The organism is Klebsiella michiganensis, from assembly GCF_002925905.1.
GTDB classification, from domain to species: domain Bacteria; phylum Pseudomonadota; class Gammaproteobacteria; order Enterobacterales; family Enterobacteriaceae; genus Klebsiella; species Klebsiella michiganensis.
This window is the reverse complement of record NZ_PRDB01000017.1, coordinates 31472-45904: the sequence shown is the minus strand read 5'-3', so window position 1 is coordinate 45904 and position 14433 is coordinate 31472. Positions and strand designations below refer to the sequence as shown.

The 14433-nt window shown below is 56.1% G+C and carries 10 protein-coding genes; 6 read left to right on the top strand and 4 right to left on the bottom strand.

What is annotated here, in order from left to right:
* Positions 1–20 precede the first annotated feature (20 nt).
* Both ftsK and lrp read right to left on the bottom strand, forming a co-directional pair.
* Entirely contained in the window at positions 21–4118 is a 4098-nt protein-coding gene (ftsK, locus tag CDA56_RS25380; RefSeq protein ID WP_064377409.1) for a DNA translocase FtsK, read from the bottom strand.
* A 135-nt stretch (positions 4119–4253) separates the two neighbouring features.
* Positions 4254–4748 (bottom strand): leucine-responsive transcriptional regulator Lrp, encoded by a 495-nt coding sequence (gene lrp / locus CDA56_RS25375; RefSeq protein WP_002439523.1) that lies wholly within the window; start codon positions 4746–4748, stop codon positions 4254–4256.
* Positions 4749–5278: 530 nt separating this feature from the next.
* Here lrp and trxB point away from each other — a divergent pair.
* The 5 genes from trxB (at position 5279) to infA (ending at position 11091) form a co-directional block, all read left to right on the top strand.
* Positions 5279–6247, top strand: coding sequence for a thioredoxin-disulfide reductase (gene trxB, locus CDA56_RS25365; protein WP_004849433.1), 969 nt, complete (start codon positions 5279–5281; stop codon positions 6245–6247).
* Between the two features lie 114 nt (positions 6248–6361).
* On the top strand, positions 6362–8128 hold the full coding sequence (cydD, locus tag CDA56_RS25360) for a heme ABC transporter permease/ATP-binding protein CydD (RefSeq protein ID WP_014228628.1): 1767 nt from the start codon (positions 6362–6364) through the stop codon (positions 8126–8128).
* Positions 8129–9850, top strand: coding sequence for a heme ABC transporter ATP-binding protein/permease CydC (cydC, locus tag CDA56_RS25355; RefSeq protein ID WP_025108297.1), 1722 nt, complete (start codon positions 8129–8131; stop codon positions 9848–9850). It begins immediately after the preceding gene.
* Between the two features lie 38 nt (positions 9851–9888).
* Positions 9889–10593, top strand: coding sequence for a leucyl/phenylalanyl-tRNA--protein transferase (gene aat, locus CDA56_RS25350; protein ID WP_025108296.1), 705 nt, complete (start codon positions 9889–9891; stop codon positions 10591–10593).
* Between the two features lie 279 nt (positions 10594–10872).
* A complete protein-coding gene (infA, locus tag CDA56_RS25340; RefSeq protein ID WP_002211347.1) occupies positions 10873–11091 on the top strand; it encodes a translation initiation factor IF-1 in 219 nt (72 codons plus the stop codon).
* Positions 11092–11228: 137 nt separating this feature from the next.
* On the opposite strand, the gene clpA is transcribed toward infA, so the two are convergent.
* Positions 11229–13511 carry an ATP-dependent Clp protease ATP-binding subunit ClpA gene (clpA, locus tag CDA56_RS25335; protein WP_004849425.1) on the bottom strand — a complete coding sequence of 761 codons (2283 nt, stop codon included), beginning with the start codon at positions 13509–13511 and terminating at the stop codon, positions 11229–11231.
* Positions 13512–13541: 30 nt separating this feature from the next.
* Positions 13542–13859 carry an ATP-dependent Clp protease adapter ClpS gene (clpS, locus tag CDA56_RS25330; protein ID WP_004100628.1) on the bottom strand — a complete coding sequence of 106 codons (318 nt, stop codon included), beginning with the start codon at positions 13857–13859 and terminating at the stop codon, positions 13542–13544.
* 324 nt (positions 13860–14183) lie between these two features.
* Here clpS and cspD point away from each other — a divergent pair, with 324 nt between their 5' ends.
* Complete coding sequence (gene cspD / locus CDA56_RS25325) at positions 14184–14414, top strand: cold shock-like protein CspD (protein WP_004100627.1); 231 nt, start codon at positions 14184–14186, stop codon at positions 14412–14414.
* Positions 14415–14433 lie beyond the last annotated feature (19 nt).

The following is a 14433-nucleotide window of genomic DNA, read 5'->3' as shown; positions in this document are numbered from 1 at the left end:
TTATTTACCCAACTTTGCGGTTACTCAAAAGGCGGCGGAGCCAGCACTTCACGGTTACCGTTATGCCCCTGCTCGCTCACGATCCCCTGAGCTTCCATTTGCTCAATGATACGCGCGGCGCGGTTATAGCCAATGCGGAACTGACGCTGTACCCCAGATATGGAGGCTTTGCGTTTTTCCGTCACAAAGTTGACGGCCTGATCGAACAGCGGATCGAGCTCTTCACCGCCCTCGTAGCCACCGCCGCCGCCTTCGCTTTCGCTATCGGAGGTAATGCCATCGACATACTGCGGACGCCCGCGCGCCTTCCAGTCCTGAACGACGGCGTGAACTTCCTCGTCGCGTACAAAAGCGCCGTGGACGCGCACAGGGATCGTCGAGTTAGGCGCGGAGTAGAGCATATCGCCCATTCCCAGCAGTGATTCCGCACCGCCCTGGTCAAGGATAGTACGTGAGTCAATTTTACTCGATACGGTAAAGGCGATACGCGTCGGGATGTTGGCTTTAATCAGGCCGGTGATAACGTCAACCGACGGTCGCTGGGTCGCCAGCACCAGGTGGATCCCAGCGGCGCGCGCTTTCTGCGCCAGGCGCGCAATCAGCTCTTCCACTTTCTTGCCGACGGTCATCATCAGGTCGGCAAACTCGTCGACCAGCACCACGATGTAAGGCTCTTTTTTCAGTACCGGATGCGTCGCATCCATACTGTCGCCAGGCTTCCAGTAAGGATCCGGAATGGGCCGTCCCATACGTGCGGCTTCAGCAATCTTCTCGTTATAACCCGCGAGATTACGTACGCCCAGCGCAGACATGAGTTTATACCGGCGCTCCATCTCGTTGACGCTCCAGCGCAAAGCATTGGCCGCGTCTTTCATATCCGTCACGACTTCCGTTAACAGATGCGGTATTCCCTCATAGACCGACAGCTCGAGCATTTTCGGGTCAATCATGATGAATTTCACGTCTTCCGGCTGCGCTTTATAGAGCATGCTGAGGATCATGGCGTTGACCCCAACGGATTTACCGGAACCGGTGGTACCCGCTACCAGCAGGTGCGGCATCTTCGCCAGATCGGCAGTGACAGGTTCGCCCGCAATGTCTTTCCCGAGGACCACCGTGAGCGGTGAAGGATTATCGCGGAATTTCGCATTATCCAGCACTTCGCGCAGGTAAACGGTCTGGCGCTTTTTGTTAGGCAGCTCCAGGCCAACGTAGGGTTTACCCGGAATCACTTCCACCACGCGAACCGCCGCAGTGGACAGAGAACGGGCCAGATCGCGCGACAGGTTGGAAATGCGCGCCGCTTTCACGCCCGGCGCCAGGTTAAGCTCAAAGCGGGTAATAACCGGGCCAGGTGAGTAGTTCACCACATCGGCTTTAATGCGGAAATCGGCCAGACGAGCTTCAACCAGACGCGCCATTTGCTCAAGCGCAAAGGTATCGATCGGCTCAACTTCAGCCGGTGGCGGCGTGAGCAGGTCAAGCGAGGGCAGCAGCGTTGTCGGCTTCTGTAACGGGCGACTGTCGCCATTGCGCATCAACAGCGGGTGAATGAGACTTTCCTGCGGCTGCGGGATCGGCTGCTGCGGAGCCTGCTGCTGCGGATAGCTGCCAGGAGCCTGCTGCGGCATCGGCTGATGGTGAACCGGCTGCTGCGGCGCGGGTTGATAAGACTGCTGCTGCGCATGTTGCGGCGGCTGAGGCATCTGCTGGTGCGGCATCGGCTGCTGTACGGGCTGCGAATGCTGGGCCGGCTGCTGATTCTGCGGGGCAGGCTGCTGTACTTCCGGCAACGGCGTGAAGACAGGCTCGCTCGGCGTATCATCAACTAACGTTTTCATTGGCGAGAATTCATAATCCGCCGCAGAGAACGGATGCGATCCCGGCGGCTGCTCGCTGGCGTAGCGCTGCTGCTGGGAAGCGGCAAACTGACGGGCAAGTTCGGCTTCAGCGGCAGAATCCTCGTCTACATCAGCCTCTTCCGCAGCGTAGCTATCGCCATAGCGCTGATTTTGCGCAGCCGCGAACTGACGCGCCAGCTCACCCTGCTCAAGCTCTGCAACTTCCTCGTCCGTCAGCGCATCGTCATCATAGTGCTGATGCTCTGCCTGACGCGCACGTTCTTCAGCCAACCGCTGCGAAGGCAACTTAATGCCATAGGAAGCCAGCTCACGGCGCGTGGGCACGCGAACGCGGTTTGGACGCGGCAATTTCGGGCCTATGCCCTCTTTTACCTGCGCACGCGGGCCGCCCGACACCGGGCTAAACAGCGGCGCGGCGCTGGATGCGGCAGATGCGACGGAGGCCGCCCCGGTGGCCTGATGGACGCCAGACGCCAGCGCGCTCACCGCGGCAACATCAGCCGCCGGAGCAGGCGGAGGCGAGATCGGTTTTGTCGCAACCGGACTGACCGGCTCCGGAATCGGCTGATACCATGCGGCAAGCTGCTCGCGTTCACGCGCGCGTTTCTCTTCCACTTCTTCGAAGTAGTACATCGGCGGACGCTGAGGCTTCACCTCCTCTTGCGGAGGCTCAGGCTCAACGGAGGCGGCGTAAGGCTCAGGCTGCTGTACCGGGGCCTGTTCCGGCTGGTACGCATGCTGCGGCTGGTAAGCCGGTTCCGGCTGATACGCTGGCTGCTGTACCGGCGCCTGTTCCGGCTGGTACGCATGCTGCGGCGGGTAAGCCGGTTCCGGCTGATACGCTGGCTGCTGTACCGGGGCCTGCTCCGGCTGATACGCATGCTGCGGCTGGTAAGCCGGTTCCGGCTGATATGCTGGCTGCTGTACCGGGGCCTGTTCCGGCTGGTACGCATGCTGCGGCTGGTAAGCCGGTTCCGGCTGGTACGCTGGCTGCTGTACCGGGGCCTGTTCCGGCTGGTACGCATGCTGCGGCTGGTAAGCCGGTTCCGGCTGATATGCTGGCTGCTGTACCGGGGCCTGTTCCGGCTGGTAAGCATGCTGCGGCTGGTAAGCCGGTTCAGGCTGATACGCTGGCTGCTGTACCGGGGCCTGTTCCGGATGATAGACCGGCTGAGCCTCATACCCTGGCAGCGGTTCAGACCATGCCTGCGGCGCAGCGGTATCCTGCGCGGCCAAAGCCACCGGATCGGCAATGCTATGACCGTTCAACAGAGGATCGTAGGGGTCAAAATCGCCGGGACGTGCCGCACTGACGCCGGAGAACAGAACATCATCAGCATTTGCCGGACGCGCTGCGCTGGAGCCAGAAAAAAGGACATCGTCAGCGGCAACAGGCGCACCGCCGGCGCTGTACTGAACCTCGTCTTCGGCGTCATCCATCCGTTTACCCGAGAACAGCGCCGCATCGGTCTTACGCCCCATCGGATTAGAGAACTTCTCAGCCAGACGCTGGCGGCGAGCTAAGGCGCTGCGTAAAATTCGCGCGCGTCGAGAACCCTGCGGCTTCGCGGGTTCATCATCTTCATATTCTTCTTCATCATCTTCATATTCCCCTTCATCAACCCAGGTATCGTCACGACGGGTACGGTTGCTGGCAAACGTGAGAATAGAAAGAATCGCACCGCCGAGTTTTTCAGCAATGCTAACCCAGGACCAGCCGGTAAATAGCGTCAGTCCTGCCGCCCAGATGCAGAGCAGCGCGATTGTGCCGCCGCTGCTGTGCAGCAGCGGTTGCAGGGTGGTGCTCAACAGACTGCCGATCACGCCGCCGGAGGCGAAATACCAGATATCATCAGCGTTGATTGCCGCCAGACCGCAGGAAGTGAGGATCAGCGCCAGCGCGCCAATTAAACGCAGCGAGACGGCGAAATAGTCGATGTACTCGTCGTTTTCTTGATGACGCCAGGCAAACCAGCAGCCGCCGATAATGATGACCGGAATGGTATAGGCCATTACGCCAAAAATAAAAAATAGCGTATCGGCAAGCCAGGCTCCCGGCGTCCCGCCTATGTTGTGAATAGGCTCATGCCACGCCGTTTGCGACCAGCTAGGATCCGAGGGATTAAAGCTGAGTAAGGCCGCCATCAACCAGATGGCAAAAAGGGAGCAAAGAATGAGTAACGCCTCAAGGAGCCGGCGTCCGCTACTCAGCTTTGTGAATTTGACTTCTTTGTCTTCAGTGTATTCCTGGCTCAAGAAAGGCTCTCCAGGTATCAGGCTGTTTCCTGCCTTCGGCTAAAACGGACAACAGTGCCGGGTCTCCCCGGCACTGTTGCTGTATGGATTAACAGGAGTGTAATCAAACTACATCGATTTTGCACCTGTTCCGTGTTAGCGCGTCTTGATTACCAGACGATTACTCTGCTTGACTTCTTCCATTACCACATAGGTACGGGTGTCATTTACGCCCGGCAGGCGCAGCAAGGTCTCGCCCAGTAATTTACGATACGCTGACATATCCGGTACGCGGGTTTTCAACAGGTAGTCAAAATCCCCGGAAACCAGATGACACTCTTGAATTTCTTCAAGTTTTTGCACAGCGGAGTTAAATTGCTCAAACACATCCGGCGCGCCACGATTCAGAGTAATCTCAACAAATACCAGAAGTGATGCATCCAGATAGTGCGGGTTGAGCAGCGCTGTATAGCCCTGAATAAAACCCTGTCTTTCCAGTCGACGCACGCGCTCAAGGCAAGGCGTCGGAGAAAGTCCCACCCGTTTAGAAAGCTCGACGTTGGAAATACGCCCGTCTTTTTGCAATTCATTCAAAATATTACGATCAATGCGGTCGAGATCTTTGCCAGGGCGCTTCTTGCTATCTACCATTATTATTGTCTCTCTGTATTCCTTCCCTACTCCTGTTCCGACTCTGAGCCTTCACTGCCAGAGTCCATCCTGTTATCACCCGTACGACGTTGGGTAACCCAGGGGTACGTGAGAAGCCCGTTGCCTGACGGCAGTCACCGACATCACGCATGGCGTCTGTCCACACCATGCGTAGATTTCGCTAACCCGGATAAAAATGGCATTTGCGTGCATGAAAATTCGCCACACGCGAAACACTGCTTTCTTCTTCCATGAATGTTTTCGCAAAAGCACAGGGGATTGTCAAAGCAAAACATCGATTTTTAGTACAAGATGCCAGATATTCATAATCCTCCCCGGTTGATTCTCATGTTTTCCTCTTATAATTGTCTCGCTAACAGTAGAATTAGTTATATTCTTCGTTCGTTAAATCGCCGATTAATCGGCAGCTTCTATTGCACATATCGTTAACAAAACCGCCGCGCTCTTTTTTTACGTCCACAAATTCCCTACAATCCAGCTCATGTATGCCAATAAATTATGAGGATCTCATGGGCACGGCCAAACACAGTAAACTGCTTATTCTTGGTTCTGGACCTGCGGGATACACCGCTGCGGTCTACGCAGCGCGCGCAAATCTGCAGCCGGTACTGATTACCGGAATGGAAAAAGGCGGTCAGCTGACCACCACCACGGAAGTGGAAAACTGGCCAGGCGATCCTAACGATCTGACCGGACCGCTGCTGATGGAGCGCATGCATGAACATGCCACCAAATTTGAAACCGAAATTATTTTCGATCATATCAACAGCGTCGACCTGCAAAACCGTCCGTTCCGCCTGGTCGGCGACAGCGGCGAATACACCTGCGATGCCCTGATTATTGCCACCGGCGCTTCAGCACGCTATCTGGGTCTTCCCTCGGAAGAAGCGTTTAAGGGCCGCGGCGTGTCTGCCTGTGCGACCTGCGACGGTTTCTTCTATCGTAACCAGAAGGTTGCCGTCATCGGCGGCGGCAATACGGCCGTCGAAGAGGCGCTGTACCTGTCTAACATCGCTTCCGAAGTGCATTTGATCCACCGTCGTGACGGCTTCCGCGCGGAAAAAATCCTTATCAAACGCCTGATGGACAAAGTGGAGAGCGGCAATATCGTGCTGCACACCCACCGTACGCTGGAAGAAGTGACCGGCGACCAGATGGGCGTAAGCGGCTTGCGTCTGCGCGATACCCAGAATGCGGATAACGTTGAATCCCTGGAGGTTGCGGGGCTGTTCGTGGCTATCGGCCACAGCCCGAACACGGCAATTTTTGCCGGTCAGCTGGAGCTGGAAAACGGCTACATTAAAGTCCAGTCCGGCATCCACGGCAACGCCACCCAGACCAGCATCCCGGGCGTCTTCGCCGCCGGCGACGTGATGGATCATATCTACCGTCAGGCGATTACTTCTGCGGGTACCGGCTGCATGGCAGCGCTGGACGCGGAGCGCTATCTGGATGGTTTAGCCGACGCTTGCAAATAATCTTTACAAGTCAGTAACAAAGGTAAAGAAGGCGACGAAAAGTCGCCTTTATTTTTGCCTCGTTGTAACATTGCCGTGCCCAAAAAACTCATAACTACACCTGCTAAGCGCGCAATGAATAAAACCCGTCAACAAGAGTTAACCCGTTGGTTAAAAGATCAAAGCATTATCTCCCGTCGCTGGTTGATGATTTCCCGCGTATTGGGCGTCGTTAGCGGCCTGTTGATCGTCGCCCAGGCCTGGTTCCTGGCGAGGATCCTCCATCGCATGATTATGGAAAATATCCCCGCGACGGCGCTGCTGCTGCCCTTTACGCTACTGGTGCTGGTCTTTGTGCTGCGCGCCTGGGTGGTCTGGCTGCGTGAAAGAGTGGGTTTTCAGGCCGGTCAACATATCCGCCTTGAGATCCGCCGTCAGGTTCTGGATCGTTTACAGCAGGCGGGACCGGCGTGGATACAGGGCAAACCTGCGGGTAGCTGGGCCACGCTGATCCTTGAACAGATCGACGATATGCATGACTACTATGCTCGCTATTTGCCGCAGATGACGCTGGCCGCCTCTGTACCGTTGCTGATTGTTATTACGATTTTCCCCATCAACTGGGCCGCGGCGCTGATTCTGCTGGGTACCGCACCGCTTATTCCGCTGTTTATGGCGCTGGTGGGAATGGGCGCGGCTGATGCCAACCGCCGCAACTTTCTCGCTCTGGCGCGTTTAAGCGGCCATTTTCTCGATCGCCTGCGCGGTATGGAAACGCTGCGTATTTTTCATCGCGGCGAAGCGGAGACGGACAACATACGCGAGGCCTCGCAGGATTTCCGCCAGCGGACAATGGAAGTGCTGCGCCTGGCGTTTCTCTCCTCCGGTGTCCTGGAGTTTTTCACCTCGCTGTCGATTGCGCTGGTCGCCGTTTACTTTGGTTTTTCCTATCTGGGAGAGCTCAACTTTGGCCATTACGGCGCCGGGGTGACGTTGATGTCCGGTTTCCTCGCCCTGATTCTGGCTCCTGAGTTTTTCCAGCCACTGCGCGATTTAGGCACCTTTTATCATGCGAAAGCGCAGGCGATTGGCGCCGCCGATAGCCTGAAGACCTTTATGGAAGCGCCGCTGGCGCAGGCAGAGCGTGGGGAAAAGGCATTAAAAGATGATGAAACGGTAAGCCTTGAAGCTCGCGACCTGCTGATTAAGTCTCCCGAAGGGAAAGTGCTGGCCGGGCCGCTGAATTTTTCCCTGCGCGCCGGTGAACGCGTGGTGCTGGTTGGGCAAAGCGGCTCGGGCAAAAGCTCGCTACTGAATACGTTAACGGGTTTTCTTCCCTATGACGGCTCGCTCAAGGTCAATGGCGTCGAGTTAAAGAGTCTGGATGCCGACCGCTGGCGTCGTCTCCTGAGCTGGGTCGGGCAAAATCCACAGCTGCCCGCGGCGACGCTGCGCGAAAACGTCCTGCTCTCCTGCCCTGAAGCCACCGAAGCGCAGCTGCAGCTTGCGCTGGATAAAGCCTGGGTTAGCGAGTTCGTCTCTCTTCTGCCGCAGGGTATTAATACGCCTGTTGGCGATCAGGCCGGCCGGCTGTCGGTCGGGCAGGCTCAGCGCGTCGCCGTCGCACGAGCGCTGCTGGTGCCCTGTCGTCTGCTGCTGCTTGATGAGCCTGCCGCCAGCCTTGACGCGCATAGCGAACAGCGCGTGATGCAGGCGCTGACCAATGCATCAACGCAGCAAACCACGTTAATGGTTACCCATCAGCTGGAAGGACTGGCGAACTGGGATGCGATCTGGGTTATGCAGGATGGTCGAATTGTTGAGCAAGGCAGCTATTCGCAGCTGGCGGCCGCTGGCGGCCCCTTCGCGACCCTGCTCGCTCATCGTCAGGAGGAGATTTAAATGCGCGCATTATGGCCTTACCTGGCGCTGTACAAACGACACAAATGGCTGTTGCTGCTCGGTATCGTGCTGGCGATCGTGACGCTGCTGGCCAGCATTGGCTTATTAACGCTATCCGGCTGGTTCCTGTCGGCATCAGCCGTCGTTGGCGTGGCGGGCATCTACAGCTTTAACTATATGCTGCCAGCCGCGGGCGTGCGCGGCGCGGCGATTATTCGCACCGCGGGCCGCTACTTTGAGCGTCTGGTCAGCCATGACGCCACCTTCCGCGTTCTGCAGCACCTGCGGGTCTTTACCTTCAGTAAGCTGCTGCCGCTCTCCCCCGCCGGGCTGGCGCGTTTTCGTCAGGGCGAGCTGCTTAACCGGGTGGTTGCAGATGTCGATACCCTGGATCATCTCTATTTGCGCGTCATATCACCGCTGGTAGGCGCGCTGGTGGTGATCCTGGTCGTCACCGTAGGGTTGAGCGTGCTGGACGTCACTCTGGCCCTGACCCTCGGTGGTATTATGCTGCTCACCCTGCTGGTGATGCCGCCGCTGTTCTATCGCGCAGGTAAACCCGCAGGTGAAAGCATAACCCGGCTTCGCGGGCAATATCGCCAGCATCTGACCTCATGGCTCCAGGGACAGGCGGAACTCATGCTGTTCAACGCCAGCGACCGCTACCGGCAGCAAATGGAAAAAACGGAAGCGCGCTGGCTGGATGCGCAGCGTCGCCAGGCTGAGCTCACCGCGCTCTCTCAGGCGCTGATGCTGCTGATTGGCGGAATTGCGGTTATCGCTATGCTGTGGCTCGCCTCCGCGGGCGTTGGCGGCGATACTCAGCCAGGGGCGCTGATTGCGCTGTTTGTCTTCTGCGCGCTGGCGGCGTTTGAAGCGCTGGCGCCGGTAACCGGCGCATTTCAGCATTTAGGGCAGGTGATCGCCTCCGCAAAGCGCATCACGCAAATTACCGAGCAAGAGCCGGAAGTGGCCTTCCCTCAGGGCGAAGGCCAGACGCTGGATCGCGTCTCGTTACGCTTACATCAGGTCACCTTCAGCTATCCGCAGCAGCCCTCCCCCGCGCTGGAGAAAGTGTCATTGCAGATCGAGGCCGGAGAGCATATCGCCATCCTCGGACGAACAGGCTGCGGTAAATCGACCCTGCTGCAGCTGCTGACCCGCGCCTGGGATCCGGCTGAAGGGGAAATCTTACTCAACAATCAGCTGCTGGGGCAGTTTAATGAGGCGACGCTGCGCCGGGCGATGAGCGTCGTGCCGCAGCGCGTACATCTGTTCAGCGCTACGCTGCGCGACAACCTGCTGCTGGCTTCTCCCGGAGCCAGCGATGCCCGACTTGCCCAAACGCTTGAACGCGTCGGCTTAGCGAAATTACTGGAAGATAGCGGTCTGAATAGCTGGCTGGGTGAAGGCGGCCGTCAGCTTTCCGGCGGCGAGCTGCGCAGGCTGGCTATCGCCCGCGCCCTGCTTCACGATGCGCCGGTCATGCTGCTTGATGAACCTACTGAAGGCCTCGATGCGACGACCGAAAGTCAAATCCTTGATTTACTGGCGGAAGTGATGCGTGAAAAAACCGTGTTAATGGTAACCCATCGTCTGCGCGGACTGGCGCGTTTTAATCAGATAATAGTCATGGACAACGGGAAGATTATTGAGCAAGGTAGTCACGCAGAACTGCTGGCTGAACAGGGGCGTTACTACCAGTTTAAGCAGCGCCTGTAGGCTACTATTGAATCATTGCCTGATGCGTTGAGGTAAAAATGCGGCTGGTTCAGCTCTCTCATCATTCCATCGCCTTCCCCTCCCCGGAAGGCGCTTTACGCGAACCTAATGGCCTGTTAGCGCTGGGCGGCGATCTTAGCCCGGCGCGTTTACTGATGGCCTATCAGCGCGGTATTTTTCCGTGGTTTTCGCCCGGCGACCCTATTTTGTGGTGGTCCCCCGATCCGCGAGCGGTACTGTGGCCAGAGAAATTTCATCTCAGCCGCAGCATGAAGCGTTTCCATCAGCGCTCGCCTTATCGCGTCACGCTGAATCACGCCTTTGGTCAGGTTATCGAGGGCTGCGCCGACCACCGCGATGAGGGAACATGGATAACGCCGGGGATCGTTCAGGCGTACCACCAGCTGCATGAGCTGGGACATGCTCATTCTGTTGAAGTATGGCAGGGAAAGGAATTAGTCGGCGGGATGTACGGCGTCGCGCAGGGCGCGCTGTTTTGCGGAGAGTCGATGTTCAGCCGTGCCGAAAACGCCTCTAAAACCGCGCTGCTGGTCTTTAGCCAGATATTTTCGCAGGATGGCGGAAAATTAATCGATTGTCAGGTGCTGAATAAGCATACGGCGTCGCTGGGCGCAGTGGAAATTCCCCGCCGCGATTACCTCGACTATCTTTCCGTGCTGCGGACGTATCGTCTGCCGGAGCGATTCTGGGTACCAAGGATGCTATTTGCAGGAGAAGCATAAATGTTTTCAGCACATTTTTTGTTGGGATGTTATAATTGCGCGGTAGAGTAGCTTCTGCCCGTTGCCCCGCCGCCGTTTGGGAATAATAAGAGTCAGATAACACCCATTGTTCTGTCACTCCCCCTTTACGTTTGCGCCTGTCACCCGGTTTATCCGCGTGAATTACGGGTAATGCGCCAAAACTACTTCGGCGATTTGACGTAAAACTTTACATACTTGCTGAACTTCGGCATTATCTTGCCGGTTCAAAACTACGGTAGTGATACCCCAGAGGACTAGATGGCCAAAGAAGACAATATTGAAATGCAGGGCACCGTACTTGATACGCTGCCTAACACTATGTTCCGCGTAGAACTGGAAAACGGTCACGTGGTAACTGCGCATATTTCCGGTAAAATGCGTAAAAACTACATCCGCATTCTGACGGGCGACAAAGTGACTGTTGAGCTGACCCCGTACGACCTGAGCAAAGGCCGCATTGTCTTCCGTAGTCGCTGATCGTTTTCGCGCTTAGCGCGCCAGATGCTGAAGGCCGGGATAATTCCCGGTCTTTTCATTTCTGCGTCATTTACAACTTAAAGCGCGCAGATAAAAAAACCGGCCCTGAGGCCGGTTTTGTCACTGAGTACCGAAACTTAATGCGCCGCTTCCGGTTTGTGCTTCTGCGCACTCTGGAAGTCGTAGGTCAGCGCATTTTTCTCTTTATCCAGTTCAACGGTCACCTGTCCGCCGTCAACCAGTGAGCCAAACAGCAGCTCGTTGGCCAGCGGTTTTTTCAGGTTGTCCTGAATCACCCGCGCCATCGGACGCGCGCCCATGGCCCGGTCGTAGCCTTTCTCGGCCAGCCAATCGCGGGCTTCCTGGCTGACTTCCAAAGAGACGCCTTTCTGATCCAGCTGAACCTGCAGCTCGACGATAAATTTATCCACCACCTGATGGATAACCGTCGTAGACAGATGATCGAACCAGATAATGTTGTCGAGACGGTTACGGAACTCCGGCGTAAAGATCTTTTTGATCTCATCCATCGCATCCGGACTGTTGTCCTGATGGATGAGGCCAATGGATTTACGCTCGGTTTCGCGCACCCCGGCGTTGGTGGTCATCACCAGCACCACGTTGCGGAAATCCGCTTTGCGGCCGTTGTTGTCGGTCAGCGTCCCGTTATCCATCACCTGCAGCAGCAGGTTAAAGACATCCGGATGCGCTTTTTCAATTTCATCCAGCAGCAGCACCGCGTGCGGATGCTTAATAACCGCATCGGTCAGCAGCCCGCCCTGATCGAAACCGACGTAGCCCGGAGGCGCACCGATTAAGCGGCTGACGGTATGACGTTCCATATATTCGGACATATCAAAACGCAGCAGCTCAATGCCCAGCGACTTCGCCAGCTGTACGGTAACCTCGGTTTTACCGACCCCGGTAGGCCCAGCGAACAGGAAAGAGCCGACGGGTTTGTGCTCATGGCCAAGCCCGGCGCGCGCCATCTTGATCGCTTCGGTTAAGGCCTCAATCGCCTTATCCTGGCCGAAGACCAGCATTTTCAGGCGATCGCCGAGGTTTTTCAGCGTATCGCGATCGCTGCGGGAAACGCTCTTCTCAGGTATACGCGCAATCCGCGCCACCACGGACTCAATATCCGCCACGTTAACCGTTTTCTTACGTTTGCTCACCGGCATCAAGCGCGCACGCGCCCCGGCTTCATCAATCACGTCAATCGCCTTATCCGGCAGATGACGATCGTTAATGTACTTCACCGCCAGCTCTACCGCCGCACGTACCGCTTTCGCGGTGTAACGGACGTCGTGGTGCGCTTCATACTTCGGCTTCAGGCCGTTAATAATCTGCACCGTCTCTTCCACGGAAGGTTCGGTGATATCAATTTTCTGGAAACGCCGCGCCAGGGCACGATCTTTTTCAAAGATGTTGCTGAACTCCTGATAGGTCGTCGAGCCAATGACCCGAATCTTACCGCTGGAAAGCAGCGGTTTAATCAGGTTAGCGGCATCGACCTGCCCGCCGGAAGCCGCCCCCGCACCGATAATGGTGTGGATCTCATCGATGAACAGAATACTGTTGGTGTCCTGCTCCAGCTGCTTAAGCAGCGCTTTAAAGCGTTTTTCAAAGTCGCCGCGGTATTTAGTACCTGCCAACAGCGAGCCAATATCCAGTGAATAGATAGTACAATCGGCCATCACTTCCGGCACGTCGCCCTGCACGATACGCCAGGCAAGCCCTTCAGCGATAGCGGTTTTACCAACGCCGGATTCCCCCACCAGCAGCGGGTTGTTCTTGCGGCGGCGGCACAGAACCTGAATAGCACGTTCCAGCTCTTTCTCGCGGCCGATCAGCGGATCGATACCGCCTACGCGGGCAAGCTGGTTGAGGTTGGTGGTGAAGTTTTCCATACGATCCTCCCCGCCTGCTTGCTCTTCGCTGCTGCCAGGCTGACTTCCGCTGTTATCGGAAGACTGGCTCGGCTCGTCTTTACGCGTACCGTGAGAGATGAAATTCACCACATCAAGTCGGCTGACTTCATGTTTACGCAGCAGGTATGCCGCCTGAGATTCCTGTTCGCTAAAAATCGCGACCAGAACGTTGGCGCCGGTCACTTCGCTGCGGCCGGAAGACTGGACGTGGAAAACAGCACGTTGCAGCACGCGCTGGAAGCTCAGCGTCGGCTGAGTGTCGCGCTCTTCTTCCGTTGCAGGCAGTACGGGTGTGGTCTGTTCGATGAAGGCTTCAAGCTCCTGACGCAGCGCGACCAGGTCCACTGAACACGCTTCAAGCGCTTCGCGGGCCGAAGGGTTGCTAAGCAGCGCCAGCAACAAGTGCTCGACGGTCATGAACTCATGACGGTGCTCGCGCGCTCTGGCGAAAGCCATGTTTAAACTGAGTTCCAGTTCTTGATTGAGCATAGGCACCTCCCCCAAGTTTATTGCCTGCATTCAGGCTTTTTCTAGCGTACACAACAACGGATGTTCGTTCTCCCTCGCATACTGGTTCACCATCGATACTTTGGTTTCTGCGACTTCTGCGGTAAACACCCCGCAAATCGCTTTACCTTGATAGTGAACCGTCAGCATCAGTTGCGTTGCACGTTCAACATCATAAGAAAAGAATTTTTGTAACACGTCAATAACAAACTCCATTGGAGTGTAGTCATCATTGACTAATATCACTTTATACATAGATGGCGGTTTAAGCGCATCTTTAACTTCGTCCTCAATTAGCTGATCGAAGTCCAACCAGTCTCTCTTACTCATCGTCAGTGTTCATCATCGGTTGCTGTTGCCAACAGGCGGTGGCCTGTCGATGACCAGAGGCTATGCACATCACAAATCTACAATAGATCATAGATAATTATCATCTATTACTTCCATCCGCGACGTCTGTCACATTCCCCGGCAATAGCGTTAACTGCTTCAAATTTTGACGCATTTTTCACCGTCCCCTGACGTCAATCGCTTGACGCATTTCCTGATTTCTCTAAATTGTAGTGGCGAGAGTTGGCGAGCAAATGAACAACTCGTCACTCCACTACCGGTTCATTCCATCTTACTTATAAGATTTACGAAGGATGTCGAAGTATGGAAATGGGTACTGTTAAGTGGTTCAACAATGCCAAAGGGTTCGGTTTTATCTGCCCTGAGGGCGGCGGCGAAGACATTTTCGCCCATTACTCGACCATCCAGATGGATGGTTACAGAACGCTAAAAGCCGGACAAGCGGTTCGGTTTGATGTTCACCAGGGGCCAAAAGGTAACCACGCCAGCGTGATTGTCCCTGTTGAAGCTGAAGAAACAGAAACAGCCGCATAACTCTTTTGCTTCATTGTGT